The following is a 25,693-nucleotide window of genomic DNA, read 5'->3' on the forward strand; positions in this document are numbered from 1 at the left end:
GACCCTGATCAACTCGATTCCGTCCGCCGTACGCAGTGACTCCATGAGGCGGAGTAGGTCAGACTGGGACAAGGCCATCGCGCACCTCTCACTCAACGAGCATGCCTACTCGGAGAGTTGCGCGATGGCTGCCTTATGACCAGGGGTTACGCCAAGATCTCTGCTACACCACTCCACGGGACGCCATCGCGCCAGGGCGAACGAAGCACCCACCAAGGTGTGACGAAATCCTCGGGCTGCCCCTCTGCGACACCTCGCCGGCCGTCTTCTGCCGCAGCCGGGCAGGCGAGCAGGACGTGCGTGCTTGAGGAATGCCGGGGTCGGACGTCATCCGCTCTGCTGTTCCGGGGTGCCTGCGGTGGACGGGGCGCGCGGTGGTGATATCCCCGAACTGATGGACATCCGGGCCCCGGACGCCCGGAGTGACCGCCCGGTCACGCCTTCGTGGTCCGGCCGAGTTAACCTGTGGCGGTGGGGACTTGGGGATGGGCCGCAGTGGTTCCGGACGGAGATGCACCCAATGGCTTCAGGGTGACCTTCAATGCTCGGCTCTTCGGCACCGAGGCCGAGGCCAGGAAGCATCTGCAAGAGCATCTCGATGCGCGCGCGGACGGGGACGGCGGGATCAAGGTCGCGGCCGAGCGGCTTCAGGCCGTCTACTTCTCGCTGCACACCCACACGCACGCCCCGGACGGTCGAGGCTGGCACGTCCTGGCCGCGGACAAGGAACTGTGCCGACTCGTCGTCGACCGCGGCGGCGTCGTGCGCCGCGTCCGCTTTCGGCGGCCCGGCTGGTCCGCCTTCGCCTCCCAATCGGCTGACGTGCCGCCCGGATCGCCCGGATCGCCGGTGAGCGGCGGCTCGGCCGGCACTGCAAGACCCTCGCCATTCCGCTGGTCGCCGCCCCCGGTCAGCAGGTCTCCGGGAACCGGGTCTACGAGTTCGAGCACGGCCTTGTTCGGCACGACCAGGGGGTCGCTCCGCTGGCGCTGCGTTGGGACGAGACGACAGAGCTGTTCCGGGACGTCACCGTCACGCGCCACCCGCAGCTGAAACGCGAGTCGATGTCCTTCTCGTACACCCTGATCGGATCGAACGGCGCGAAAATACCGATCATCGGCTCCTGCGACGAGCATGCGGAAGGTACCAATTCGCCAGCCCGCCAGTACGCCCTCCTCGGCAGGCGGGCCGAAGAACAGGTCACCCGCGCCCTGATCTCCAGCGCGCGAGCAGCGCTGGACGACGGACAGTCCCTGACCTTCGGGAAGTTCACCATCAGCGAGGCCGGGATCCGGGGAAAGCGGGGCCTCATCCCCTGGAGTGAGGCCACGGTGTCGACCAAAGGCGGCCGCGTAACCGTCAGCAGAACCGGCAAGCTCTTCTCGGCCGCTTCCGAACGAGTAGCCGACATCCCCAACGTATCGCTGTTACTCACGATCGTTGACGCGTACCGGCGAGGCGCCGACGCGCCGAGCAGCGGCGGGTAGGCCGGCTCGGTCAGAGCGGGGACCGGCGCCCGGCGGGAGGCGTATCGGTCGGCCTGCACCGAGAGCGGTGTTGCCCAGACCACGGTGGTTCTGTGGCGTGCCTCGCGGCGCAGCCGCGGCAGCGCACGCGGTGTTGGGCCAACGGGCGGCCGCCCGACTGGGGCACAGGCGTCAGCCGGGGAGAACCGCATTCCGTTGTCTCGCAAGACCTGGACAGGCCCATTCGCGAATGCGTGCGAGTTAGGAAGCACCCTTGCGCAATGACGCGATGAGACGGTCGAGATCCCCACGCGCCGTGTAAGTACGGATCGGGTCAATGTAGTCGCGTGACTCGATGATCTGACCGTCCCGGACACGCATGACGAAGACGCAGGGCACCTTGGCCACGGAGCCCTCCGGCAACGTGAACTCATAGGCGAACTCGGCGACGATCACTTCAGGATCGGTGGTCTCGTGAACGATGACATCGACGACACGCCTCTTCGGCAGGGACTCCCGAACTTCTGGCGGCACCGTGAAGTGCTCCTGGAGCGCACGCCGAGTCGTCAACGGCTCGGACTCCGGCGTCGCCATCGGATGCCGGACATCGGTGACCTCGCCGTACAGGTCAGCCAGCTCGTTCAAGTTCCCGTCGGCGACCCCATGAACGAGGTGGAGAAACACCTCGCGCGGACTCATACTCACACGACCTCCCCAAGTAGTACGCGCAGCCAGCTGTTGATCATTATTGCCTGGCTTGCGTCGGTCTCGCAGGGGTTTCGATCAGAAGCGTCCCATCCACCTCACCGACGGTCCCCCAACCGTCGCCCGGGCCGCGGGAACGGAATGCAGGCCGGTACGTCTCACCTCAGAAGTGACCCTTCGACAACAACGGCCCGGATCCTCGACAAGCTCTATCGCTGCAGCGTAAGAGAATTGCCCGCGTCTCTGATCAAACGCTAGATGGCATCCCTCGTGAAAGCCTGAGGCCCCACCTGGTGGGACGACCTAGGGTCACAAGCTACGGGAGCCACGAGGTGAGCGGGTCATGGCATTGCGACACGTCCGGCTGCTCCGCGCACTTCTGGAAGGCGCGTTCCGCAGGCAGTCGGGACAACGCGAGCATGACGAGAGGCGCCGCCGCGACAATCAGCACCGTGCCCACCACGACGATCCTCATGGCTCGGTGCAGGGCGTTGCCCTTCCTGTCCGGCGTGACCCGCCGGGGAATTCTCGCCGTCACAGGCGGTGTGTTCGACTTTCTCACGGACACAGGGTAGGCCAGGGAAGTGGTGGGCCGAACGGCAGAGCGGAACCCCGCTACCTCGCGGCGCCTTACCAGTGCAAGGTCGATCCGGTGCTCCGCTCAGAAGTGGTGGTCTCGACCGGATTGGCCGCTCCGGCTCCTGCTCCAGTGCACCGGTGCGGGCTTGGGCGGCCGCGGCCTCCGGGGGTCGTGCCAGGGGGTCGGCATCGTGAGGGGAGCGGTCCGATCGACGACACCGGCGTCTTCACAGTCACTGTCCGGGACAGTGTCGCGGGGCCTGCGGTGGAGTGTTCGGGGGAGCTCGTCCTTCGGGGTTGACTGCGGGTCTCGTGTTGCAGGGAGTGTTCGTAGCAGGTGCTGCGGGCGTGGTAGTACCGAGGCTCTATCTGCCCCGATTCCGCTGCAGCACCGGTGAGTGGTCGGAGCGTGCCAGGCGTATGCCTCGACGCACAGGGCGCAGCCCTGACCAAGGCGGAGGCCGGCCAGCAGGCCGTACAGACCCACAGCCGAGGGCCTCGGACAGGCCGGGCAGGACGCCGCCAGGCGCGCCCCGCGAGCAGGTCCCAAACGGGGCCTGTGGTTGCCGGTCGGCGAACCTCTACTTCGGTGCGGCGAGCAGGCGCACGGCCAGACCGCTGAAGATCGTGCCGCTGAAGATGTTCAGCCCTCGCGCAAACCGGCGGCTGCGGCGCAGTAGTGCGGCAAGGCGCCCCGACAGCAGCCCGACGGATGTGTCGATGGTCAGCCCGATGAGGACCATCGTCAGGCCCAGGATGAGGAACTGCACCGGGACGTGCCCCAGAGCGGGACGGACGAACTGCGGCAGGAACGCGACGTTGAACAAGATCACCTTGGGGTTCAGCACGTTCGTCAGCATGCCCTGGCCGAAGGCTCGCCACCGGCTGGGAGCCGGCGATCCCGCCCGTCCTTCCTCGCCGTCGAGCGGGGCCTTGTCCCGGAATGTCTTCACGGCGAGGTACAGCAGGTACGCCGCGCCGGCCCAACGCAGTGCGTAATACAACGTTGGGAACGCCAAGAACAGTGCAGACAGGCCCAGCATCGCTGCGAACACGTGGAGAAGGGCACCGCATGCGACCCCAACCGCTGCGAGCACCCCCGTCCTCGGACCACCGCGGCCTCCCATCGCCACGATGAACATCATGTCCGGCCCCGGCGACACGCACAGCAGAAGGGCGGCGGCGAAGAACGCGGCATAAAGACTCGAGTCAACCATGGCCCCTATGCTCACTCACCGGCTGAGGCAGCACACCTGAATTTCGAACCGCGAGACCGTCGCTGAGCGGTCCTTCACCCGACAACCACTGTTTGCCCAGAAGGGAGCCCGGAGGATTGGCTTCAGGACATCCCCCGCGGCAGGGAGGCGCGGGGAGAGCCTGCCTCGGGCAACAGCTCAGGGGCAAGCACTGTGCCGCAACCTGCGGCGCGACCGCGACGCCTACCGGCACTCGAGGCGCCGCAGCTTCAGTTGGTCGGCAGGACGCGGCGGTAGCGGAGCTTGGTGATCGGCATCCCGTCGCTGCACTCCCGCAGCACGGTGCCGTCATGCGTCCAGCCCTGGCCCTGGTAGAAGGTCCGGGCACGCAGGTTGTCCTCGAGGACCCACAACGACGCCGACCTGAATCCTGCCTCGGCCATGGTCGCCAGTGTCCGCGCCATCAAAGTCTTGCCGATCCCGGTTCCCCACACCTCGGGCAGTGTGTAGAGGGCGCCGATCGTCGACACGGTCCTCGGGTCGTCGTCAAGGTCCTCGGTCGGATAGAACCGGGAGTACCCGACCGTCCGGACCTCACCGTCAACTGCTGCCTCCGCCAGCAGCGTTCCAGAGGAAGGCCAGTTCCCCCCGGCCAGCTTCTCCTTCCAGGAGACGCACAGCCGCTCGGTGTCCAGCCCGGCCAGGTAGTCCGCGGGCAGCAACCCGACGAACGCAGCCCGCCACGAGGCGGCCTCGACTACCGCCAGACCTGCCACGTCCTCCGACGTAGCCGACCGCACATGCCCTGCCAAAGTACTCGAACCCCCATCAGCTTGCTGCTCGCACGCCGCACCCTAGTAGGGCCTGCCGTCCCCGCGCCAGCGATATCGGATGAGCCGGATGAGGGGCTCCTCGCGCCGCACAGCCCACCTCTGCGATGACCGTGAACAGCTGCGGCGGAAACCGGCAGCAAGACGGCGCGCTGCGTCCGTTCGCCGCTGTCCGCAGCCCTGACCGGAGCAGACCACAGGCTGGCGGTGCGGGCTGCCACGATCCTCCCCCTCCGTCCGGCTACGGCCGGACCTCGCAGGCGGCCGGCTGCGCCTCGGCGGCAAGGGCGTGGGTCTGGTCGATCGCCTCGCGCAGCACCGCCAGGTCGCCAGCGATGTCGTTGAGGACGACCCGCGGAGCGGACGCGGTGGTGGAGCCGACCGCGGGCAGCGCGTACCGCTCCAGGAACCTGCCGGTTGTCGACGTGCTGCTGCCGGGCAGCGAGGATGCGGATCCAGTCGGCGGCTTGCTGCCCCGTGACGGCGGCCCGGGTGAGGACGTCGCGCTCGGCTGCGCTCAGGCCGTCCGGCTCCGGGTAGTCGGGCTCGACGGCCGCGTCGGTGAAGTAGTCGTACAGGTCGTAGACGGCGGCGGGCCGCGCAGGCCGAGATCGAGGACGTGGCCGATCTCGGGCAGCGGTCCGGGCCTGGCGCAGGTGCAGGACGGACGGTGGCCCAGTCCTTCCCGCCGTTGACCATCTTGTTCGCAGCGGCGTAGCCGCGCAGGACCGCCGGCACGGTGTTCGGACCCTTGGCGGCAAGCTGCGCTTCGACGGCACCGAGAGGGCGCCGAGAACCTCGTCGGACCGCCGCCCGGAGCTGACGGCCAGGACGGTCGACACCAGGAGGTTGGCGTCCTGTGGGGCCGTCAGCTGCAGCACGGGGTTGCAAGCCGGCGCCGGGTCATCCTCGAACAGGTGCTCGGCCCAGCCCTTCGTGCGCTGCTTCCTTCGGTCGCTGGCGGCGCCGGTGACGAAGGCGTGCTCGGGGTGCTTGTTCGCATCGACGAGCGAGATCTACTGCGGCCAGTAGACGTTGGGCGCGTGCAGGATGACCGGGCCCAGGTGGCCGGCGCAGACGACCAGGTCTGAGTCGAGGTGCCGATGGATCACGAACCACGCCGGCTCGGGGCAGCGCTCACGGTCATCGGGGCCGCTGCGCTGCGCCTGGTAGAGCTCGGCCTGGGAGTGCGGTCGGCGGTTCGAGACAAGCATGGGCGTGTCGTATCCGCCCTGACACGTCACCCCGGTGATGTCATACGGTTCCACCGGAAATTCGAACGCGATGGACATGCTGGAAGACCTGCTCGGCGCGGGCCGGGTGACGGGGGCACCGCGCGATGACTCATACCACCCGCGCTGCTCGGTGATGTCCCCAGTCGGGTGCGCCGCCGGGCAGCCGGGATGACCCGGCCCATCCCTTGGCGTCGTCGACCGCCAAATCCCCGCCTACGCTGCGCAGAAGCGCGGCAGGCCGTGACCACCGACCTCGCCTGGACATCCCGTCGCGCCCGTTCGGCGGTGCGCCGGCGGGAGTCTGCCACGGTGCACCGCCGCGTCAAGCCACCCGGCCGGTCAGGTCGGCGCAGCCACCAGGTCCTTCACCAGCGCCTGCAGCCCCGCCGACAGCGATGCCTTCACGATCACCAGGTCACCGGGGCGCAGCAGGTCCTCCAGCAGGCGGGCGGCGGCCTGGCGGTTGGTCACCAGGTGGGTCTGGGCGCCGCCGTCGCGGGCGCCGGCGGCGGTGTGCGCGGCGTCGCCGTCGCCGACGGCCACGACGATGTCGGTACCGAGTTCGGCGGCCAGGGCGCCGACGGTGCGGTGCTCGCCGGCTGAGCCGGCGCCGAGCTCGCGCATCTCGCCGAGCACCGCCACGGTGCGCCGGCCGGCGCGCATCGCGGCCAGTGCGCGCAGCGCGGCGGCCATCGAGTCGGGGTTGGCGTTGTAGGCGTCGTCGATGACGGTGACGCCGTCCGGGCGGTCGTGGCGCTGCATCCGGGAGCCGGTGGAGGCCACTGCGTGGCTGAGGGCGTCGGCGATCTCGGCCGGGGCCAGGCCGGAGTGGTGGGCGACCGCGGCGACCGCGAGGGCGTTGGAGACGTGGTGTTCGCCGAGCAGCTGCAGCTGCACCCGGGCCTGCCCGGCTGGGGTGGTGAGCAGGAAGGCGGCGCGGCCGCCCTCGTCGACGCTCACGTCGGTGGCGCGGATCTGCGCCGTCTCGCAGCGGCCGAAGAAAACCACCTGGGCGCTGGTGCGGGCGGCCATCGGCGCCACCAGCGCGTCGTCCGCGTTCAGCACCGCCAGCCCGTGCGCGGTCAGGGAGGCGGGCAGCTCGCCCTTCGCCTTCGCGGTGTCTTCCTTGCTGCCGAACTCGCCGACGTGGGCTGCGCCGACGTTGAGGACGACCGCGACGTCCAGCGGGGCCATGTCGGTCAGGTAGGTCAGGTGCCCGATGCCGCGGGCGCCCATCTCCAGTACCAGGAAGCGGGCGTCTGCCGGGCAGGAGGCCACGGTGAGTGGGACGCCGATCTCGTTGTTCTGGCTCCCGGCCGTCGCGTGGGTGACCCCGGCCCGGGCCAGGACCTGGGCGAACAGGTCCTTGGTGCTGGTCTTCCCGGACGAGCCGGTCACCCCGATCCGCGTCACCCCGCGCATCCGGGCGGTCTGCCAGCGGGTCAGCTTGGCCAAGGCCGCCAGGACGTCCGAGACCAGCACCGCTGGGGCGCCGCAGGGCCGTGAACCCAGCACCCCGGCCGCGCCGGCCGCCACGGCGCCGGCCGCGTAGTCGTGGCCGTCCGCACGCTCGCCGTCGAACGCCACGAACAAGGCGCCCGGGGTGACCTTGCGCGAGTCGACGACCAGCGGACCGGTCACGATCGCGTCCGCGTCCGGCACCTGCTCGAGGCGGCCGTCGACGACCTCGGCGATCGTGCCCAGGCTCATCGGCTGCATGCGCTCCACTCCCATCCCGTCCACGGACCGTGCACCGACCGTACTCCTCCGCCGCTGCCCGGGCCGGAACCCGCACCGTACCAATGCCGCGTCAGGGTTTCCTGCTGCAGCCGAGGGTGCGTGAGCTCATTCCGATGATCAACCCGGGGCCCCCGCGCGCTCGAGCTCGCCCCATCTCCTGACTCACTCGTCCGGCCTCTTCCGCCCGGTCGGCCCGCGTGGGCGCCATCGGCTGATCAGAGCCCGTTGATCGTCAGGTTCTTTCGCGCCTGGTTGAACATGTCCTGTCCTTCGGCTGCCTGGTCGGCGGCGGAGGGGAAGGAGAGTTCCAGTTTGAAGCCGACGCCGTCCTTGCGAATCAGGTCCAGTTCCAGTGCGCGCTGGTCCTTCTGGTGCATGTAGTCCGAGTTGTCGTGGTAGGTCACGTCCAGCAGGGCGGCGTTCTTGCCCTGCTGCTGGGTCTCGGTCACGTTCCCGTTGGTTTTCGGATCCTGGCAGCAGTAGTGGCTCTCATACCAGGCCAGGTCGGCGTTGGCGACGGACAGGGCGCTGCGGTTCTCTCCGGTCCACTTGCCGAACTTGAGGACGAAGACCTGGGTCGGGTCGGTGTAGGTGACCGAATCGTCGTTCTCGCTGCGGACGTAGCCGGCCGGCGCGGCGAGCGAGGCGTCCAGCCGGGCTTCCTGGTAGGCCTTCCAACCGGCCGGCAGCGGGTCTTCGCCACCGTTGAACACCAGCACCGCCGTCACCGCCGCGGCCAGGACGGCGGCGGCCAGGGTCGCTTGGATCCGGCGGCTGCCGGTCAGTGCTCGCCGGACCCGCTGCGCCGGGGTGGCGGCCGGGGCCGGTGCGGGTAGCATCCGCGTTGCTGGAGGGGTGGTCGGTTCGGCCACGGCCCGAAGGCGCTGCCTCAGCTTGTTCGGGCTGGGGCGCGCCTGTGGTTCCTTGTTCAGGAGGGTGTCGAGCACCTCGCCCAGCGGCCCGGCGTTGGCGGCGCGTGGCAACGCGGCCAGCAGGATCGCCTGCAGGGTGGACGCGGTGGTCTGGCGGCGGAACGGCGAAACGCCCTCGACCGCCTGGTAGAGGACCACCCCGAGTGACCACAGGTCCGATTCCGGTCCGGGCCGATGTCCCAGCACCCGTTCCGGTGCCAGGTATTCGGGCGAGCCGATGAAAGTCCCGGTCTCGGTGAGCTTCTGCTCGCCCTCCACCTGCGCGATCCCGAAGTCGGTCAGCACCACGCGCCCGTGCCGTCCGAGCAGGATGTTGGCCGGTTTCACGTCCCGGTGCAGCACTCCCGCCTCGTGTGCGCTGATCAGCGCTTCCAGCACCGCCAGCCCGATCCGGGCGGCCTCCTGGGCCGGCAGCGTGCCCTCCTGCAGTACCTCCGCCAACGACCGCCCGCGGACCAGCTCCATCACGATCCACGGACTGTCCCCGACCGTGACCACGTCGTACACGGTGACCACCGACGGATGGTCGACCCGGGCCGCGGCCCGGGCCTCGCGCTGCATCCGCAGATACGCCGTCTGCCTCTCCGCGTCGGTCAACTCCTCAGGCAACCGCGGTTCCTTGACCGCGACGTCGCGGTCCACCGTCGCGTCGTGCGCCCGCCACACCGTGCCCATACCGCCGAAGCCCAGCCGCTCCAGCAGCCGGTAGCGGCCACCGATCAGCCGCCCGGAACCGGGCTGCGGTGCCGCGGTGAAGTCCACCGTGGTCTGCTCGGGCACCGCGCGCTGCACAGCAGGGCCCGCCCCCGGGCTTGCCAACCCCCAACTCGTCGGCTCGTCCGCCGACCCCCCGTCGATCGTCATGACTGCATCATGGCAGCCCATTACTACGGTTTACAGGCCAAGGTCCGCTCGCCCACCCTGCGACGAGGTTCGGGCGTCCGAGGCGCTACGGCAGGGTGCGACGAACAGGGACGGCCGCTGACATGGCGGGCGTGATGCAGGGCACACGGGGACCACAGGCGTACGTCGATGCCCGGGAGGCCTGGATGACCGTGTCCATGATGTTGCTGCTGGCTCCGCTCGCGCTCGCGCTGGTCCTGGCCGCGACCGCTCCTTCCTCCGCACCCCACGGCCGGCCCCGGAGGCCCACGGCGGGAAGGGCTGCGAAGGACGCGCACCGGCCGCGCCATGCCCGGGCCCGCTGCTGACCCCGGACAGCGATAGCGGCAAGGCCGAACAGGGAAGACCCGAAGGAGGAAGACCGTGCTCGCTGACTCGGCCGCGCTGCGCGGGACCGGCCGGTCAGCTAGTGACCGGCTGGGTTGGTGTCACGGGAACAGAAGGCGCCGGCAGGGGCGGCGCGGCATGGTGCGTGAGCGACCGCGACGCCCGCCCGCTGTCCGGGCCTGCCCGCCTGCTGACGTCGCCACGCTCGCCTGATCGCCGCCCTGACCACGTTGAAGCCGCACAGGACCCGTGGCTGGCTCACCTGACAGGGCACCCCTGACTTCTGGCAGCGAGCGTCCCGGGTTTGTGCCCTCGACTGGGTTGAACCCGTTGGAGGCCAGGTGCCAGGTGCCGGACGAACCGTTCTCGCTTCGGGGTGTGCATGAACCGGTGAGCGGCGATCGCGAAACTTCGTGCGACGTAACCTCGCGGTCAGCGCGTTAGAGAGGCATGGACCGCACAATGACGCCGGACTTCGGGGAGTTCGCCGCGGCACGGGGGCAGCACCTGATCAGGACCGCCTTCCTGCTGACGGGCGGCGACGCGCACCTCGCCGAGGACCTCACCCAGGAGGCCCTCGGCAAGCTCTACGGCAAATGGCGCCGCGTGGCGCGCCTGGACAACCCTGCCGGCTACGCCCACACCGTGCTGGTCAACACCTTTCTGTCGCACCGCCGGCGCCGCAGCAGTACCGAGCACGTGACCGACACGTTCGCCGAGTCCCCGGCCACCGACCCGGACCCCTCCCTGCGGCTGACCTTGCTGCGAGCGCTGGGCGAACTTGGCGCGCAGGACCGGGCCGTCCTCGTCCTGCGCTTCTGGGAGGACCGCAGCGTCGAGGAGACCGCGCACACCCTGCACCTGAGCGCCAGCGCCGTAAGGTCGCGCAGCGCCCGCGCCCTGACGCGGCTGCGCGCCGTCCTGGGCGCGGATTTGGACGACCTCGCCCGCTCCTGAACGGCCGTACCCCGAACGAAATGAGAAGTCACGGTATGTCTCTTGATGAGAAGTTCGCGGACCTTCTGCGCGACGCGGCCGACCTGGCACCCGCTCCACCGGCGGCCGACCTCGCCGACGGCGCCCGACGGCACCACCGGCGGCGCCGGCGCCGCCAGGCGGTGCTGGCCGGTGGCGCGGCCGTCGTCGCCGCTGTCGTCGTTCTGGCCGTACGGCTCCCCGGCGCCGGCGGCACCGATGCAGTGGCGCCCGCCGGGGGGTGGCCCGAGCAGATCACCGCCCAGTTCATGGCCGACACCCTCACCTCCGTCCTGCCGCCCGGCCAGGTCAGCGCGGCCGGTGGCTACGGCGTCGGAGACGGCCCCGTGCCCGGCCTGCCGCCCTCCGCGCACCTGCTCTACGACGACGGCAACGGAGCCGGCATGGTGACCTTGTCCACCCACCGCGTCGCCCTGCCGGTCACCGACGGCACCTGGGGCACTCAGTGTGCCGACCCGGTCGAGACGCCGAGCGAGGGCTGCGAGCGCACCGTCCTGCCGGGCGGGGGCATCGTGGTGGTCGACAAGTTGGTCCCCGACGCGCAGGCCCAGGTCCGCAAGTGGCAGGCGACCTACACCGGCACCGACGGGCGCCAGGTGAGCATCTGGGAGGTCAACTCCACCAGCTTCGGGCCCCCGCTGACGCGCCCGACCCCGCCGTTGACCACCGCGCAGCTCGTCGCCGCCGTCACCAGCAGCGCCTGGGACCCGGTCTTCGCCAAGCCCGCTCCGGGGACCGCACCAGGCGCGACCCAGAGTACCGCGGCGCCCGCGCCCGGGCAGATCCTCGCCACCGCCACCACTTTGCTCCCACCCGGCACCCGCACGGACACGGGCGCCGAACAGCACACGCCCGGGCAGGCTCACGTCGAGCTCACCCTGGACGGGCGCACCAGCATGCTCGCGGTCCACGTGCAGCCGCGCCCGAGCGACAAGGCCGCAGTGGCCGGCGAACGTGAGGCGTTTGAGAAGGACACGTCGGGCACGCTCACGCACACCCCGGACGGGTCGAGCGTTCTGGTGCGGGAGACAGGCGCGACCAAGACCGGTGGAGGTCCGACGCTGCGGTGGAGCGTGGAGGTGCTGCACCCGGACGGCACCAAGATCCTCACGTCCGAGTGGAACGGCACCAGCGAGGCCGAGGCACAGCCGGGCACCCCGGCACTCACAGTGGACCAGCTCAAGACGATCGCCACCGCGCCAGCCTGGCGGCCCTGAGCCGCCCGCGGGGTCGTCAGCCAACAGCATGGGACGCGCATCCGGAAGACGTCCGAAGGCCGACTGCTCTCAGCCAGGCGTTCAACCTCGCTGGTCAGTAACAAAGCCCTACTAGGGCTGTCGGAAGGTGGCCAGGAACTTGGCCAGTGCGCGGACCAGTCCACTGCCCGAGGTGTACACGACCTCCCGCTCGTAGCGCAGCTTCCCGTTCTCGTCCAGCTCCATCGTGGTCCGCTCCTCCGCCTTGCCCCGGGCGAGCACCACCGCCAAGCCGGCCACTGCGAGGGCGCCGACGGCGACGATCTCCAGCCCGCCGAACACGAAGGCCTTCCGACCGGCCGAGCCCACGGCGTCCGTGACCGGGGTACGCCACTCCTCGGTACCGGCCGCTGTCAGCAACAGAATCCTCGCGAGATCCTCCACGTCGGGGAGCATGGCGTACGGGTTCCGTTCGACCTCTGCCATCAGGTCGGACAGCGCCTCCTGCTCGGGGGTGTCCTCGGTCAGCAGGTCGCCGAGGGCGAGGACAGCCTCGAAGACCTCCTCGCGGTTGAGTGCGGCGATCGAGGCGGCGAATTCCGGGATGTCGGCAGCGTCGGACGGCAGGGCGGAGTCGGTGGTCATCGGTATTCTCCTTGGGTCACAGCCAGCTCCCCCTGAGCGCGAACGGCGCCCAGTGGAAGGGGTGTTCGTATCGGTCCCGGTTCTCCAGGACCGCGGCGCGGTAGTGCTGGGCGAGCGGTTGTCCGGGTTCCCGGCTCCAACGGGTGTAGAGGGATTCGACGAAGCCCAGGGCGGAGGCGTGGTCGACGTCCCAGAGCGGGGCGATCAATGACCGGGTGCCGCCCGCGAACAGGGCTCTCTCCAGCCCGATCCGGGTACCTCCGGCCCCGGGCCGGTTCCGGCCGGAGGAGCAGGCGATCGAGACGACCACCTCGGGACAGGCCGTGGCGCCGGCCAGGTCGGCCGAGTCCACCAGGAACCGCCGCAGCTCGGGCGCCTGCTCGACCGGCAGCGGCGCCGGCGGCAGCACCTTGCCGTCCGCGACGCAGATGCCCCGACCCCGGGCAGGGAGGGAGTTGGCGCCGTGGGCCAGGACCAGGAGATGCCGGACGGCGGGGAGTACCTCGAGCAGGGCGGCCTTGTCCGCCCGGACGCCGTCGAGCGGGCGGGTGGACGGTCCGAGCAGGCCGGCCAACCGGTGGGCTGAGTTGCGGAGCCGCTCGGCGAACTCCTCGCGGTCGCCCTCCTTGGGCACGGCGAGCACGGCCGAGGGGTGGACGCCCGGGCGGGGGAGCGGGCCGGTGGCCAGCACGGACTCGATGACGCCGAGATTGGGGCCGTAGCCGATCGAGTTGCGTTCCAGGAGCAGTCGGCCGCCGGGCAGGGTGGCCGCGTGCAACGGGATGCCGAGCAACTCGGCACTGGGCAGCAGCAGGAGGTGCTGCTCCCCCGCCAGATGGTCGGCGATGGATTCGCCGACCAGGCGCAGGAACTCCGCGAGCGGGGCGAGGGCCGCCCGCTGCTGGCGTGTCGTCACACAACCGGTGCCGGCGCTGACGTCGAAGGCGGCACGCAGGGAACGGAGTTCGCCCGGCAGGACAGGCAGCGTGACGGCCCTCACCACTCCGGCCGGGTCGGCGGTGACCAGCCGCAGCCCGTCCGGTGCCTCCAGGAACGTGACCAGGGCGGCGGGCACACCGTGGTTGAGGCTGAGTTCGAGGACCGCCGCCACGCGGTCGGCCATGCCCGACGGCGTTCGGTCGGGTCGCGGGAGGCGGCTGCGGACCTCGCGGCCCCCGACGAACTCCGCGACCCGCAGGAGCGCGGCCGGTCCGGCGGTGTGCCGGGCGACGGCCTCGGTCGCGCAGGTGACGAGTTCCCGCTGCACCTCCTCCTTGTCGGCGAGCCAGGACCCGACCAGGTCCGTTCCGGCGGCTGGGGCGACGATCCTGTCGTCGAGGGCGTCCAGCAGCAAGAGGGCGGCGGGCCAGCGCACCTCGGGGCCGGTCGCGTCGAGCAGCCGGAACCGTTCCCAGAGCAGTTCCCAGGGCATGCCGACGCGGCCGACGAACGGCTCGTACCGCTCCGCTGCCGCGCGGGCACCGGCCAGGTCGCCCCGGGCCCGCCGGTACTGGACCAGGCGGAGCAGGCCGAACGGATCGATCCGGCCGTTCTGCGCCGAGGTGTCCAGGTGGGACTGTGCCTTCGAGACCAGGTCGGCGTCCACCGCGGCCCGGCAGGCGCAGAAGAGGACAGCTCCGGCCACCAGGGCCCGCCGGTGCGGCAGGTTCTCGGTCAGGTCCCAGGCTTCCTGGAGCCCTGCCAGGTCGGGTTGGTCTTCCACCACGGCCGACAGCTCGCAGTACTGGACCAGGATCTGGACCCGCTCACCCGTGTGGTTGCGCGAGAGGGCGATCCCGGCCGCTTTCCGTACCACCTGGAGCGCCTCCTGGTGCCGGTTCACCGCCAGGTGGCACAGAGCGAGACTCACCGAGTACTTGACACGCATCACGGAGTCGGGGTCCTCCTCAGCCAGTGCGTCCGTGAGCAGGTCGATGGCCAGGTCGACCCGTCCGGTGTCACGCAGGACGATCGCCCGGTTGGTGCGCAGGGTCTGGAGGCCATGCGGGCTCGGCCCACCGGGTGCCCGGCCCGCCTCCGCCTCGGCGGACTCGTACGCCGCCAGGGCCTCGTCCAGCCGACCGCTGTAGCGGAGGATGTTGCCCCGTTCGTTCTCAAGGGCGCAGCGGAGGCCCGGGGACGGATTGCCGCGCAGGACCCGCGGCCTGAAGCGGATCAGCAGGCGGCGGGCGGTCCCGTACTCCCGGACCCAGGCGAACGCCGAGATGGCGCGGATGACCGCCCAGCCGAGCGTCTCCATGGCTCCCTCGGCCTCCAGCCGATTGCAGACCGTCCAGGCGAACAGCTCAGCCGCCTGCTGCCGACCGGCGGTGAGCAGTGAGCGGCACGTCGCCTCCACATGGCCCGGCTCCGCCCCCCGGACATGGGCACCGGATTCCGAATCCTTCAGGCCCGTGCGCTGCTCGGGGAAGACCATCCCGAGCAGCGCGGCGACCAACTCCGTGTCGTCCGGGATCTGATCGAAGAACCAGACGGGCCACCCGCCACTCATCTCCTGGACGAACCGCTCGGCCATCCCGATGTGGTCGAACCAGTCGGCAAGGTGCCGCCGAACGTCAGGATCGCGCCACTCCTGGAATGCCACGTCCCAGGCGCTCGCGAAGGTGATCGTACGCCGCAGGGTCGTCGCGTCCAGCAGATCGCCCGGGTCGAGGAGGCCGGGCACCCGGGACAGTCGGAAGTACAGGAAGCACAGCGAAGTCCAGATCTCTGAGCGGGGGTTGGGGACGCCGGCCAAGGCGTGGGCCAGAGCGTTCAGGTACTCCCACCGGACGGCCCGGTCCGCGGTCGCGGGATCGAGGAGATTCCCGGCGTCCGGCGGGGGACACCGGTCCGCGAGGGCCGCCAACACCTCCGGTCGGCGCAGGCACCTCAGCGGGATCCGCGCCGTCATCACCTGGGCCACCGCATCGGGGCCGCCGTGGTGGTAGGCGTAGGTGAAGCACCGGTCGACGGCCTCGACCACCGAACGGGTGAGGAGTTCGGCCGCCAGGGCCAGGCGCTCGGCGGCCTCCTGCGCAGACTCAGCAGGAGCGGCCAACCCCGCCCCGACCTCGTGGTCGATGAGCAGGAGGGCCAGCGGCGTCTGCAGCAGCGGGACCCGCTCGGAGGCATAAGGGACCCGCTCACCGGCCGACAGCTCGGACATTCCGCGCCTCAGGAGGTCATCGGCCCAGGATCGAACGGTGTTGACCAGATCTTCCAGGCGCTCGCACCGGACGAAGCGGGGAGGCCGACCACCTGGTGGGGTGATCAGCTGTTCCAGCGTATCCATGATGTCCTGTGGCACGCTCCAGGAGGCGAACTCGCGGTCGTCCTCCCGGACGACTACCAGCGGAGTGGCCGGCCGGCTAACGGCGCCGCACACCGGGCAGCGGTGCACGTTCAGTCGGCCGGTGAGCAGATCCAGCACGGCTCGGGCATCGCCGGGGAAGTGCATCACCAACCGCGACCGGGCCTTCGACCGCACCGAGCAGCGCCGGCACACGACCTCGAACTCCCGCCACGTTCTCATGGTCACGGACGAGTTGCCCCCTTGTGCTGACGTCAAGTCAAACCTTAGTGGGAGTGAGGCGCCGCGTCTCCCTCCGTGACCGGATGGCAAAAGGTCAACTGGCGTCACCGGCAGGGAATATGATGATCCATTTCGGAGTCGATCGAAGGCCCCGCCTCATGGCCGAACCACGCGTCGTCCTCGCCACCGATGGCGGCACCGGGATCGGCGCCGCCACCGCCGCCCGGCTGCGCGCCGAGGGCCACCACGTGGTGGTCTCCGGACGGCGGCCCGCCTCAGGGCCGCCGAGGAGACCGGCGCCGTGGCCCACCCCTCCGACACCACCGACCCGGACGCCGTCCAGGGCCTCATGGACACGGTGACCTCCCGCCACGGACGGCTGGACGGCCTCGTGGTCGATGCCGCCACCGGCCGTCCCGGCGCTGCCGGCGACGTCACCCCGGAAGACTGAGACTCGTCGTCGGCACCAACCTCACCGGCCCTTTTCTGCTGCTGCGCGCCGCCCTTCGGCACCTGTTGGACGCCGCCGGCGCCGTGGTCGTGGTATCGCCAGCGTCTCCGCCCTGCGCAACGGCGATGGCGATGCCGCGTACGCCGCTTCCAAGGCGGCGCTGCTCCAGCTCTGTCGCTCGCCCGCCGTGGACTACGGGCACCGGGGCTGCGACGAAAGCGATCACCGGGGTGGCGGTGACCTCGGGAGTCCCGTCACGTGCCTCGATCCTGGCGGCGCTGCGCGCTGCGGTGCGGCGCACCGGGGCGTACGGGCCTGTCGGGGGCCGGCCGGAGACGGTGCGGATCGATTGAAGGACTTCCTCTCGGCCACCGTCACCGCTGCTTTCGACGCGCTGGGCACGACCGTGGACGACCTGCCCGCCTACAGCCCCCATCTGAAGGGCAGCACCGAGCACTTCATGCCTGAGCCACGGCGGTGTCCTCCCGCCTGCGCAGCTCCCCGACCTCCGGGTTCTCGTGGGGGGGCGTTCGACCGCGTGCGGCGCTTGCCCGCGCCTGTACTGTGCCGGAGCGGCTTGCTGCCTGGCGCCGTTGTGGTCAGCGCAGGGCGAGAGCCTGAGGAGGCGTTGCTCGAGGTGGTGGAGTTGTGGCGGGTCTGGCGCGATGACCAGGTTCGACGACCATGCGCCGCTGACGGTCGGGTCGTGCATGATGACGACCCGGCGGCATTGGTTGGCGTCGTGGTCCAGGCGAGCCTTTTGCAGCCGGTCTACTCCTTGGCGAGGCTTCGAGGAGTCGCGGGCGTGGGGAGGCGGGTTTCGTAGAGCCAGACGACATCGTCGGCCCAGCGCGTTCCTGCCGACGGAGGTTTCTCGGAACGCCCGACAGGGCCCGTGCAAGGCATTCGCTGGTTCTCGCTGCGGTACCCGGCGACTGCTTCCGGAGCTCCGTGAGTGCTTGCTCCGGTCTCGTCTGATGTGCCGTCAGCAAACTCAGCACTGGGTCAGCATCAGTCCTGTCAGGCGCTGTAGTGGATGGTCGAACGGTGTCACGCGTCGAGCGCAGAGGCGAGTGTTCGACAGGGGCGCTTCGGGATGGGCGTAGGGGGACTCCGGCCCAGGGGTGCGGCGGATTCTGCTGCCGCACCCCTGATTGGCAAAGTCCCAGATCAGCGCATGTTTCCCCGGGGCTTGAGGGGGATTCCCGGGAGCTCCGGGGCGGGCAGTCGGTCACCCGGGTAGCCCTGGACCTCGCCGAACCGGGCGGGGTTCGCGGAGCTCATCCATTCCTCGCGGGCTCGGGTGATGTCCTCCTGGGACCGCCCGATGAAGTTCCACCACATGATGATCTGCTCCTCGAAGGGCGTGCCGCCGAGGAGGATGAGGCGGGCTTCGGTGTCGCCGGTGTTGGTGAGGGTCAGGGTGGTGGGGCCCGGGGCGAGGTAGCCGAGGTCGGCGGGGTTCAAGGGGGTGCCGGCGAGGCGGATGTCGCCGCGGTCGACGAGGACGCCGTGTTCGAAGGCGGGGTCGACGGCGAGGGTGACCGTGGCGCGCGGGCGGAGGGTGAGTTCGGCGCCGAGGAGGGGCGTGAAGGTCGGGACGGGGGAGGTGTCGCCGGCCAGGGTGCCGAGGAAGACGCGGGCCTCGCCGCCGTCGAGTGGGACGGGCCGGGGGGCGTGGTGGTGGAAGTCCCGGGCGGTGTCGCGGTGTTCGTCGGGCAGGGCGAGCCAGAGCTGGACGCCGTGCAGGACGGTGGTGGCCGGGGTGGAGACCTCGGAGTGGCAGATGCCGTGGCCGGAGGTCATCAGGTTGAGTTCGCCCGGGCGGACGTAGGCGTGGACGCCGAGGCTGTCGCGGTGCTCGATCTCGCCGGTGAACAGCCAGCTGACGGTCTGCAGGCCGGTATGGGGGTGCGGGGCGACGTCCATGCCGCCGGTGCGGGCGACGTCGTCGGGTCCGTAGTGGTCGACGAAGCACCAGGCGCCGATGAGCGGGCGGGAGCGCTGGGGCAGGGTGCGGCGTACGGTCATGGCGCGCGGTCCGCCGAGCGGGACGTTCCGGGCGGGCAGCACCTCGACCTGCGGGTCCTGCTGATCGGCGGCGGGGCGCGGCTCGGTCTCGGCGGTGCTCACGATGGTGGTCCCTCCCGGGGTGACGGCGGCTCGACTGGTAGTTCTAGATTCAACTATTATGGCATGGCAGAGTGGCGGACGACAGCGAGCCGGTGGAGGAGTTCAGGTGAGTGATGTGACGGTGGTTCCGACGGAGCGGCGGGTCTTCATCGACAAGCAGAGCCCGAAGGCGTACCGGGCGCTGCGGGCGGCCGCCGAGGCGGCGCGCGAGACCGCGGCGGAGGCCGGGCTGGACCGGCGGCTGGTGGAGCTGGTCAATCTGCGGGTCTCCCAGATCAACGGCTGCGCCTACTGCTTGAGCGTGCACACCCGGGCCGCGCTGGGCGAGGGCGAGACCACCCAGCGGCTGGGCGTGCTCCCGGCGTGGCGGGACACCGAGCTGTTCACCCCGCGGGAGCGCGCCGCGCTGGCGCTGGCCGAGGCGACCACCACCCCGTCGGACGCCGCGCTGCAGGAGGCGGCGTACGGCATGGCGCGGGAGGCGCTGACCGAGGAGGAGATCTCGGCGGTGATCTGGGTCGCGATCGCCATCAACGCCTTCAACCGGGTGTCGATCATGAGCAAGCACCCGGTCCGGACGGCTGCCGGGCAGTAGCCGCTCCCTCTTCTCGGTTCGGCGGGGGCGGCGGCAGTGGAGGGGGAGTGGGGAGGCGGGCATCGGCGCGGAACGCCGTGGGCCGCTCGCCGGATTCCAGAAAGGGCCACTCCGTCGCGTCGTCGACGCGGTGTTCCACCCCCCGTAAGACCGAAGGGCCTCAGACATGACGGACGTGACGCTCGACCTGTGGAAGCAGCCGCTCGGCGAGGTGCCCGCACGGCTGTGGGACCGGACCGAGCTGACCGTGCTGATCCTCGCCGAGACCGGGATCACCGAACTCCCGCCGGGGATCAGCAGGTTGAACCGGCTGCGCACCCTGGACCTGGGGCACAACCGGCTCGCCGCGGTGCCGGCCGAACTGGGCGGCCTCACCGGCCTCGGCGACTTCCTCTACCTGCACGACAACGCGCTGACCAGCCTGCCCGAGGAACTCGGCCGGCTCAGCGCCCTGCGATACCTCAACATCGGCGACAACCGGATCACCGAACTGCCCTCCCCCATCGGCGGGATGGCCGCCCTGGTCGAGCTGCGCGCCCAGCGGAACCGGCTCACCGCCTTGCCGGAGGCGATCGGTGACCTCGGTGCACTGCGTGAACTGTGGCTCCGGGGAAACGAGTTGAGCTCGCTGCCGGACTCCGTGGCCCGGCTCGTCGAACTGCGCGAGTTGGAGCTGCGGGAGAACGCCTTCACCGAGTTCCCCGCCGAGCTGGCCGGTCTCCCGCTGCTGCGCCGGCTGGACCTGCGGGGCAACCGGATCACCGAACTGCCCGACTGGCTGGCCGAACCCGCGGCGCTGCCCGCGTTGGAGAAGCTCGACCTGCGGTGGAACGCGGTACGGCCGTCGGAGCGGCTGCTGGACGCGCTCGCCGGGCGCGGCTGCGTCGTGCTGTTCTGAGCCCGGGCCGGGTGACGCCGCGAGACTGCGGGGCGCGAGGAAAGGACCAGCGGGAATGCCGAGCACCTGTTACCGTGGGCGGTATGAAGCGCGCTGCACTCGTCACGACGACGCCGGAGAGAGTCCCGGCGCGCTGACTGCTGACCTAGTCCGAAGCCCCGGGGCCGAGTGCCCCGGGGCTTCGTCGTCTCCGGATCCGCTCGGCCCGCGGAACCAGAGTGGAGACACCCGTGAACGACCTGCCCCCGTGCGACCACCGCAAGCTCGGCCGTGAGCTCGACCTGTTCGACACCGACCCGCTGATGGGGTCCGGCCTGCCGTACTGGCTGCCCGGCGGCGCCGCCGTCCGGCACACCCTGGAGGAGTTCATCCGCGGCCGCGAGCGCCGGGCGGGCTACCGCCACGTGTACTCGCCGGTGCTCGGCAAGCGGGAACTGTACGAGATCTCCGGTCACTGGGACCACTACCGCGAGGACATGTTCCCGCCGATGGAGGTCGGCTCGGAGGAGATGGTGCTGCGGCCGAGCCTCTGCCCCCACCATGCGCTGATCTTCCGCTCCCGGTCCCACAGCTATCGGGAACTCCCGCTGCGGATGGCCGAGTTGGGCGGCATGTACCGCTCCGAGCTGTCGGGGGTGCTCGGCGGGCTGACCAGGGTCCGGGCGATCCAGCTGAACGACGCGCACGTCTTCTGCACCCCGGAGCAGGCCGCCGACGAGGCCGTCGCCGCGCTGGAGTTGATCCGCGAGGCGCACGACGCGCTCGGCATCGTGCCGGTCCGCTACCGCCTCTCGCTGCCCGGGGAGGGCGGCAAGTACGTCGCCGATCCGGCCCTGTGGGAGCGGGCCACCGGGCTGCTGACCGATGTGCTGGAGCGCTCCGGGGTGCCGTTCGAGGCGGCGGAGGGCGAAGCCGCGTTCTACGGTCCGAAGATCGACGTGCAGATCGCCGACGGTGCCGGGCGTGAGTTCACCCTCTCCACCGTCCAGATCGACTTCCACCAGCCCGAGCGCTTCGACCTGCACTACATCGGCCCGGACGGCGCCAAGCACCGCCCGGTGATGGTGCACCGCAGCGTCATCGGCAGCGTCGAGCGGGTGGTCGCCCACCTGATCGAGCGCTACGGCGGGGCGTTCCCGGCGTGGCTCGCACCGGCCCAGGTCGTCCTGCTGCCGATCTCCGACGCCGAGGTCCCGCAGGCGGAGCGGCAGCGGCGACGCTGTCTGGACCTCGGCCTGCGCGCAGAGCTCGCCGGGCCGGAGCGCGGCAGTCTGGGGGCCCGGATCCGGGAGTCCCGGCTGGTGCCCTACCAGGCGGTCATCGGCGCCGAGGAGGCCGTGGACGACCGGGTCGCGCTGCGGTTGCGGGACGGCCGTCGGCTGGAGCCGATGCAGGCCGAGGAGGCCTGGGCGCGGATCGGTGCGCTGGTGGCCCGGTGCAGCTCCGAGCTGTGGGAGGACGGGGCTGCCCGGTGAGCCGGAGGCGGTCGCCTCGGCGGGGGTGATCGGGAGTCATGGGCGGACGCGGTGCGCGTCCTCGCCGCCGGGCCGTCGGTTCAGTACGACTGCAGCTCGATCAGGTGGCCCTCCGGGTCCCGCAGGTGGGCGGTGCGCAGGCCGGGCCCCCACTGCGGTCGGTCGGTGGCCGGGGCGGCGAGGGTGCCGCCGTGGTCGAGGCAGAGGGCGAGCGCCTCGTCCACGTCACCGACCCGGAACACCAGCATCGCGGAGTCCTGGGTGGGTGCGGAGGGGCGGGCGGGCAGGTCGGCGGTGCCGAGGCCGGCGGCCATCGCGGAGCGGTCGTACAGCACCAGGACGGCCTGGTCGTCGACGTCCCAGTTGGCGTACGGGCCGTCCGGCGAGCCCTTGACGAGGGTGGCGCCGGTGAGGGCCGGGAGGACCGGGCGGTAGAACTCGAAGCACTCGGCGAAGCGGGTCACGAGCAGGCGGGTGTACAGGGCGTCCACGCGGGAACTCCTGGGTCGGTCGGAAGCCGCGGAGCGGCGGCTGAGTGGAAAATAGTGGGTGGGCACCCACTATAGGGAATCGCCCACTGTGGGGACAGTCCCTAGAATGGCGGCCATGGCTCCCGACACTTCCGACCGGCCCGACGGGCTGCCGCCCACGCTGCTGGACCTCACCACCTTCCTGCTCGCCCGGACCGGCCGCACCGCGCGCGCCCGACTCGCCGACCAGCTGGCGGAGCGCGGGTTGAGGCTGTGGGACCTGGCGGTGCTCGCCGCGCTCGCCGACTTCGGGCCGCAGGCCCAGCGGGACCTGGTGCACCGGCTGGGCATCGACCCGAGTGATCTGGCGAAGGTCGCCGACCAACTGGGCGCGGCCGGCTACGTCGAGCGCACCCGCGACCAGCGGGACCGGCGGAGGGTGTCGGTGGCGGTCACTGCGACCGGGCGGGCGCTGCTGGCCGAACTGGAGGGGCGGGCGCGGGCGGTGCGGGACGAGGTGCTGGCGCCGCTGGACGCGGAGGAGCGGCGCACCCTGCACGACCTGCTGCTGCGGGTGCACCAGGGGATGGCGGAGCAGTCCGGCGGCGGGTGATCTCCGCCGGCGGGTGGTCTCCGGCGGCGGGTGGTCTCCGGCGTCCGGTGATCTCCGGCGGCGGGTGGTCTCCGGCGTCCGGTGACTCAGGGCGCGTGCGGTCTCGGGCGGCGAGTGGTCCTGGGCGTCGGGTGGTCTCCGCCGCCGGGTGGTCTCAGGAAGCGCGTGGCCCGGGGCGGCGGGCGCCGGCGAACTCGCCCGCCCAGCGCGGGACGTCGAGCACCTTCTCGACCCGGGCGATCAGCGTGCCGGTGCGTTCGGCGTGGATCATCGCGCCGTCGCCCGCGTAGATGCCGACGTGGTGCAGGGGTGCGTCGGGGCGGGAGAAGAACAGCAGGTCGCCGGGGGTCAGGGCATCACGATCGACCGGGGCGCCGAGGTGGAACTGGGCGGCGGTGTAGTGGCCGAGTTCGACGGTGCCGTTGCTGGCCCGGTACCAGCAGTAGAGGGACAGACCGCTGCAGTCGAATCCGACCGTGGACTCGCCCAGGCACTTGTCGTCGAGGTAGCCGTTCTCGTCGTCGCAGAAACCGAGGCTGGGGCCGAGCCGGTCGCCTCCGCCCCACGCGTAGGGGATGCCGATCTGGGCCTCGGCGACGGCGGCGACCCGTTGGCCGAGGGCGGTGGCGCGCTCGGACGGCGGCGCGGCGTGGGCCGGGGTCCGGGCTGTCGCTCCGGCCGCGGCCTGGGCCGCCGGGACGAGGGCGGGGGCCAGACCCGCCCCGAGGGCGAGGCCGAGCATCCGGCGCCGTCCGACCCCGGAGGCCTGGTCGCGGCTGGGCGGTGGGGACTCCATCGGTCGACTCCCGGGGTGGCTGCGGTACTGGTCGGGGCGTCCGGGGCGGGCCGGCGTGGCCGGGCGTGGCGTGCGGCGCTACGGACGGGCACCAGCATCGCGGTCCGGCAGCCCGGTGCGCCATCACCCGCAACGGTGAATCGTGGGCATACCGGCCTTGGCGGGGCCGGGAGTTCACCGTAAAAGCGTTTGACCGGCGTTCGTGAGGGGCCAACGATGGGCGCGAACGTTCGGTCGTGACCCTCGGAGGACCTCGTGAACAGCGCCGTCAAGCTGGTCCGCAGCACGCGCCTGACCCCGGCCGTCGACTACGCCTACGCGGCGGTCGTCGACGCGCCCGTCCGCTCGCTCTGGCTCGCCGGGGCCTGCCCGTTGGACGCCGAGGGGCGCACAGTGGCCGTCGGCGACTACGCGGGTCAGGCCCACCAGGTGATGCGCAATCTGATAACCGTGCTGGAGGAGACGGGCGCGGGGCTCACCGACATCGTGCGGACCACCGTGTACGTGGCCTCCGGCGACCAGGCGGACCTGGTCAAGGTGTGGGACGTCTACCGGGAGTACATGGGGGAGCATGACGTCCCGAGCACGTTGCTCGGCGTCTCGGTGCTCGGCTACCACGACCAGTTGGTGGAAGTGGAGGCGGTGGCCGTACTGCCCTGACGCGCCCCGCACCGTCGGGTTCAGTAGGCGGCGAGCAGGGCGTCCAGCTTCTGGTAGCCCTCGACCACGCCCCGCTCCATGCCGCTGGCCAGGATGGCGTCCCGGGCCGCAAGGCTGTCGACCACCGACAGCACGGTGACACGGGTGCGGCTCCCGCCGACGGGCTCGAACACGGCGGTGTCCAAGGAGACGCCGTCCGGCACGCCCTCGAAGGTGAAGGTCTGAACGAGCCGGGTGGCCGGCCGCACCTCGTGGAACGAGCCGTAGAAGCCGGCGACTTCCCGGCCCTCGCGGTACACCGAGTAGCGGTAGCAGCCGCCGGTGCGGGCGTCCCAGGTGTCGATCTTCATGTCGAGGTCCCGGGGGCCGAGCCACTGGGCGACCAGTTCCGGCTCGGTCCAGGCCCGGAAGACCTGGTCCTGCGGGGCGTCGAACTCCCGGACGATCCGGATGGTGGGAAGGGCGGGGTCCGCTTCGATCCGGGTCTCACGGTCGGTGGGGGTCATGACGGGCTCCTTCGTTCTGCTCGGCGCGGGGGTTGTCGGGCTCGCGCCTGCTGGGCTCAGGCTTGCTGGGGTCCGGCTTGCCGGGGTCGGGCTTGCCGGGGTCGGCCCTTGTGTCTCGGTCCGGGGTCCGGACCTGTCGGGGCGGGGTCCGCAGGTCTGGCTCGGCATCAGTGCCGGTGCCAGTGCCGGGTTCGGGGTCGGTGCCGGGTTCGAGGTCGGTGTCGGTGTCGGGGTGGGCACCGGGGGCCGAGGTGTTCACTGCCGCGAGGACGGCGTCCAGGCGGCTGAACCGATCCTCGGCCTGGCGGCGGTAGCGTTCGATCCAGCTCGTCATCAAGTCGAACACCTGCGGCTCCAGATGGCACGGCCGCCGCTGGGCGTCCCGGCTGCGGCTGACCAGTCCGGCTTCCTCCAGGACCTTGAGGTGTTTGGACACCGCCTGCATCGAGATCGCGTAGGACTCTGCCAGCTCGCCGACCGTGGCGTCCCGGATCGAGAGTCGGGCCACGATGTCGCGCCGGGTGGGATCGGCCAGGGCGACGAACGCCCGGGAGAGCGGATCGACGGCCACCGCACACCTCTGTTCATCCTCAACCGATTGGTTGATGACCACGTTACTCCTGCCAGGGGCACTGTCAACCGATCGGTTGAGGAGGGGGCGCCCGCCGGTGTTCACGCGGCCGGCGCGGCGAAAACCGGTCGCTCGGTATTTCTTGGTGGGGCGGCTCAGGGCCTTCATTGCGGAGGCGGCGGGGCCTCGGAACCCTGTGGTTGCCCGGCGCCCACCCCTGGCGCACCTGGGACGACCGGG

24 protein-coding genes are annotated in these 25,693 nt (G+C 71.0%); 9 read left to right on the forward strand and 15 right to left on the reverse strand.

All coding sequences use genetic code 11. The annotated features are described in order from the left end of the window. Positions 1-893: 893 nt before the first annotated feature. On the forward strand, positions 894-1,487 hold the full coding sequence (locus tag ABT247_RS03870; RefSeq protein WP_350737603.1) for a DUF6585 family protein: 594 nt from the start codon (positions 894-896) through the stop codon (positions 1,485-1,487). A gap of 240 nt (positions 1,488-1,727) precedes the next feature. On the opposite strand, the gene ABT247_RS03875 is transcribed toward ABT247_RS03870, so the two are convergent. From ABT247_RS03875 to ABT247_RS03905, 7 genes are all read right to left on the reverse strand, one after another. Next, complete coding sequence (locus ABT247_RS03875; protein WP_350737433.1) at positions 1,728-2,165, reverse strand: nuclear transport factor 2 family protein; 438 nt, start codon at positions 2,163-2,165, stop codon at positions 1,728-1,730. Between the two features lie 322 nt (positions 2,166-2,487). Further along, positions 2,488-2,733, reverse strand: a complete 246-nt coding sequence (locus tag ABT247_RS03880) for a hypothetical protein (protein ID WP_350737436.1) — start codon at positions 2,731-2,733, stop codon at positions 2,488-2,490. A gap of 598 nt (positions 2,734-3,331) precedes the next feature. Then, positions 3,332-3,967, reverse strand: coding sequence for a LysE family translocator (locus ABT247_RS03885; RefSeq protein WP_350737440.1), 636 nt, complete (start codon positions 3,965-3,967; stop codon positions 3,332-3,334). A gap of 248 nt (positions 3,968-4,215) precedes the next feature. After that, the gene (locus ABT247_RS03890; RefSeq protein WP_350737443.1) at positions 4,216-4,722 is read right to left on the reverse strand and encodes a GNAT family N-acetyltransferase; all 507 of its coding nucleotides are present in this window, start codon (positions 4,720-4,722) and stop codon (positions 4,216-4,218) included. Positions 4,723-5,792: 1,070 nt separating this feature from the next. Then, positions 5,793-5,990: a hypothetical protein gene (locus tag ABT247_RS03895; RefSeq protein ID WP_350737446.1), complete on the reverse strand. Its 198-nt coding sequence runs from the start codon at positions 5,988-5,990 to the stop codon at positions 5,793-5,795. Between the two features lie 360 nt (positions 5,991-6,350). Continuing rightward, positions 6,351-7,730: a UDP-N-acetylmuramoyl-tripeptide--D-alanyl-D-alanine ligase gene (locus ABT247_RS03900; RefSeq protein WP_350737449.1), complete on the reverse strand. Its 1,380-nt coding sequence runs from the start codon at positions 7,728-7,730 to the stop codon at positions 6,351-6,353. A gap of 236 nt (positions 7,731-7,966) precedes the next feature. Next, positions 7,967-9,547, reverse strand: coding sequence for a serine/threonine-protein kinase (locus ABT247_RS03905; RefSeq protein WP_350737451.1), 1,581 nt, complete (start codon positions 9,545-9,547; stop codon positions 7,967-7,969). Positions 9,548-10,363: 816 nt separating this feature from the next. Here ABT247_RS03905 and ABT247_RS03910 point away from each other — a divergent pair. Both ABT247_RS03910 and ABT247_RS03915 read left to right on the forward strand, forming a co-directional pair. Next, positions 10,364-10,870: a SigE family RNA polymerase sigma factor gene (locus tag ABT247_RS03910; RefSeq protein ID WP_350737454.1), complete on the forward strand. Its 507-nt coding sequence runs from the start codon at positions 10,364-10,366 to the stop codon at positions 10,868-10,870. Positions 10,871-10,905: 35 nt separating this feature from the next. Beyond that, entirely contained in the window at positions 10,906-12,126 is a 1,221-nt protein-coding gene (locus tag ABT247_RS03915) for a hypothetical protein (RefSeq protein WP_350737457.1), read from the forward strand. 111 nt (positions 12,127-12,237) lie between these two features. Here ABT247_RS03915 and ABT247_RS03920 read toward each other — a convergent pair whose 3' ends face one another. The 3 genes from ABT247_RS03920 to ABT247_RS03930 form a co-directional block, all read right to left on the reverse strand. After that, positions 12,238-12,750: a hypothetical protein gene (locus ABT247_RS03920; protein ID WP_350737459.1), complete on the reverse strand. Its 513-nt coding sequence runs from the start codon at positions 12,748-12,750 to the stop codon at positions 12,238-12,240. Positions 12,751-12,766: 16 nt separating this feature from the next. Further along, positions 12,767-16,285, reverse strand: a complete 3,519-nt coding sequence (locus tag ABT247_RS03925) for a CHAT domain-containing protein (RefSeq protein WP_350737605.1) — start codon at positions 16,283-16,285, stop codon at positions 12,767-12,769. Positions 16,286-16,389: 104 nt separating this feature from the next. Continuing rightward, a complete protein-coding gene (locus ABT247_RS03930; RefSeq protein WP_350737462.1) occupies positions 16,390-16,533 on the reverse strand; it encodes a hypothetical protein in 144 nt (47 codons plus the stop codon). A gap of 53 nt (positions 16,534-16,586) precedes the next feature. Between ABT247_RS03930 and ABT247_RS03935 the strand changes: the two genes are divergently transcribed. Next, positions 16,587-16,736 carry a hypothetical protein gene (locus tag ABT247_RS03935; RefSeq protein WP_350737464.1) on the forward strand — a complete coding sequence of 50 codons (150 nt, stop codon included), beginning with the start codon at positions 16,587-16,589 and terminating at the stop codon, positions 16,734-16,736. Positions 16,737-17,906: 1,170 nt separating this feature from the next. Here the strand turns inward: ABT247_RS03935 and ABT247_RS03940 are convergent. Then, positions 17,907-18,869, reverse strand: coding sequence for a pirin family protein (locus ABT247_RS03940; RefSeq protein ID WP_350737466.1), 963 nt, complete (start codon positions 18,867-18,869; stop codon positions 17,907-17,909). Between the two features lie 58 nt (positions 18,870-18,927). Between ABT247_RS03940 and ABT247_RS03945 the strand changes: the two genes are divergently transcribed. From ABT247_RS03945 to thrS, 3 genes are all read left to right on the forward strand, one after another. After that, positions 18,928-19,464: a carboxymuconolactone decarboxylase family protein gene (locus tag ABT247_RS03945; RefSeq protein ID WP_502892376.1), complete on the forward strand. Its 537-nt coding sequence runs from the start codon at positions 18,928-18,930 to the stop codon at positions 19,462-19,464. Positions 19,465-19,630: 166 nt separating this feature from the next. Next, entirely contained in the window at positions 19,631-20,362 is a 732-nt protein-coding gene (locus ABT247_RS03950; RefSeq protein ID WP_350737471.1) for a leucine-rich repeat domain-containing protein, read from the forward strand. A 230-nt stretch (positions 20,363-20,592) separates the two neighbouring features. After that, entirely contained in the window at positions 20,593-21,837 is a 1,245-nt protein-coding gene (gene thrS / locus ABT247_RS03955) for a threonine--tRNA ligase (protein ID WP_350737474.1), read from the forward strand. An 80-nt stretch (positions 21,838-21,917) separates the two neighbouring features. On the opposite strand, the gene ABT247_RS03960 is transcribed toward thrS, so the two are convergent. Then, on the reverse strand, positions 21,918-22,328 hold the full coding sequence (locus tag ABT247_RS03960) for a VOC family protein (protein WP_350737477.1): 411 nt from the start codon (positions 22,326-22,328) through the stop codon (positions 21,918-21,920). Positions 22,329-22,443: 115 nt separating this feature from the next. Between ABT247_RS03960 and ABT247_RS03965 the strand changes: the two genes are divergently transcribed. Then, the gene (locus ABT247_RS03965) at positions 22,444-22,920 is read left to right on the forward strand and encodes a MarR family winged helix-turn-helix transcriptional regulator (RefSeq protein ID WP_350737480.1); all 477 of its coding nucleotides are present in this window, start codon (positions 22,444-22,446) and stop codon (positions 22,918-22,920) included. A 154-nt stretch (positions 22,921-23,074) separates the two neighbouring features. Here the strand turns inward: ABT247_RS03965 and ABT247_RS03970 are convergent, their stop codons facing one another. Next, positions 23,075-23,716: a C40 family peptidase gene (locus ABT247_RS03970; RefSeq protein WP_350737483.1), complete on the reverse strand. Its 642-nt coding sequence runs from the start codon at positions 23,714-23,716 to the stop codon at positions 23,075-23,077. A 255-nt stretch (positions 23,717-23,971) separates the two neighbouring features. Between ABT247_RS03970 and ABT247_RS03975 the strand changes: the two genes are divergently transcribed. Beyond that, a complete protein-coding gene (locus ABT247_RS03975; RefSeq protein WP_350737486.1) occupies positions 23,972-24,376 on the forward strand; it encodes a RidA family protein in 405 nt (134 codons plus the stop codon). 20 nt (positions 24,377-24,396) lie between these two features. Here the strand turns inward: ABT247_RS03975 and ABT247_RS03980 are convergent, their stop codons facing one another. After that, positions 24,397-24,882 (reverse strand): SRPBCC family protein, encoded by a 486-nt coding sequence (locus ABT247_RS03980; protein ID WP_350737488.1) that lies wholly within the window; start codon positions 24,880-24,882, stop codon positions 24,397-24,399. After that, positions 24,863-25,495: an ArsR/SmtB family transcription factor gene (locus tag ABT247_RS03985; RefSeq protein ID WP_350737491.1), complete on the reverse strand. Its 633-nt coding sequence runs from the start codon at positions 25,493-25,495 to the stop codon at positions 24,863-24,865. The genes ABT247_RS03980 and ABT247_RS03985 overlap by 20 nt, the downstream gene beginning before the upstream one ends. Positions 25,496-25,693: the final 198 nt, after the last annotated feature.

Origin of the sequence: Kitasatospora sp. NPDC001539 (assembly GCF_040298565.1) — a bacterium.
Classification (GTDB): domain Bacteria; phylum Actinomycetota; class Actinomycetes; order Streptomycetales; family Streptomycetaceae; genus Kitasatospora.

Bases quoted from the DNA above. Each gene is read 5' to 3' on its own strand.
- ABT247_RS03875 (WP_350737433.1), bottom strand. From the start codon at position 2,165: ATGAGTCCGCGCGAGGTGTTTCTCCACCTCGTTCATGGGGTCGCCGAC.
- ABT247_RS03885 (WP_350737440.1), bottom strand. From the start codon at position 3,967: ATGGTTGACTCGAGTCTTTATGCCGCGTTCTTCGCCGCCGCCCTTCTG.
- ABT247_RS03895 (WP_350737446.1), bottom strand. From the start codon at position 5,990: ATGCTTGTCTCGAACCGCCGACCGCACTCCCAGGCCGAGCTCTACCAG.
- ABT247_RS03900 (WP_350737449.1), bottom strand. From the start codon at position 7,730: ATGCAGCCGATGAGCCTGGGCACGATCGCCGAGGTCGTCGACGGCCGC.
- ABT247_RS03905 (WP_350737451.1), bottom strand. From the start codon at position 9,547: ATGACGATCGACGGGGGGTCGGCGGACGAGCCGACGAGTTGGGGGTTG.
- ABT247_RS03910 (WP_350737454.1), top strand. From the start codon at position 10,364: ATGGACCGCACAATGACGCCGGACTTCGGGGAGTTCGCCGCGGCACGG.
- ABT247_RS03915 (WP_350737457.1), top strand. From the start codon at position 10,906: ATGTCTCTTGATGAGAAGTTCGCGGACCTTCTGCGCGACGCGGCCGAC.
- ABT247_RS03920 (WP_350737459.1), bottom strand. From the start codon at position 12,750: ATGACCACCGACTCCGCCCTGCCGTCCGACGCTGCCGACATCCCGGAA.
- ABT247_RS03925 (WP_350737605.1), bottom strand. From the start codon at position 16,285: ATGAGAACGTGGCGGGAGTTCGAGGTCGTGTGCCGGCGCTGCTCGGTG.
- ABT247_RS03945 (WP_502892376.1), top strand. From the start codon at position 18,928: ATGGCATGGCAGAGTGGCGGACGACAGCGAGCCGGTGGAGGAGTTCAG.
- ABT247_RS03950 (WP_350737471.1), top strand. From the start codon at position 19,631: ATGACGGACGTGACGCTCGACCTGTGGAAGCAGCCGCTCGGCGAGGTG.
- ABT247_RS03965 (WP_350737480.1), top strand. From the start codon at position 22,444: ATGGCTCCCGACACTTCCGACCGGCCCGACGGGCTGCCGCCCACGCTG.
- ABT247_RS03970 (WP_350737483.1), bottom strand. From the start codon at position 23,716: ATGGAGTCCCCACCGCCCAGCCGCGACCAGGCCTCCGGGGTCGGACGG.
- ABT247_RS03980 (WP_350737488.1), bottom strand. From the start codon at position 24,882: ATGACCCCCACCGACCGTGAGACCCGGATCGAAGCGGACCCCGCCCTT.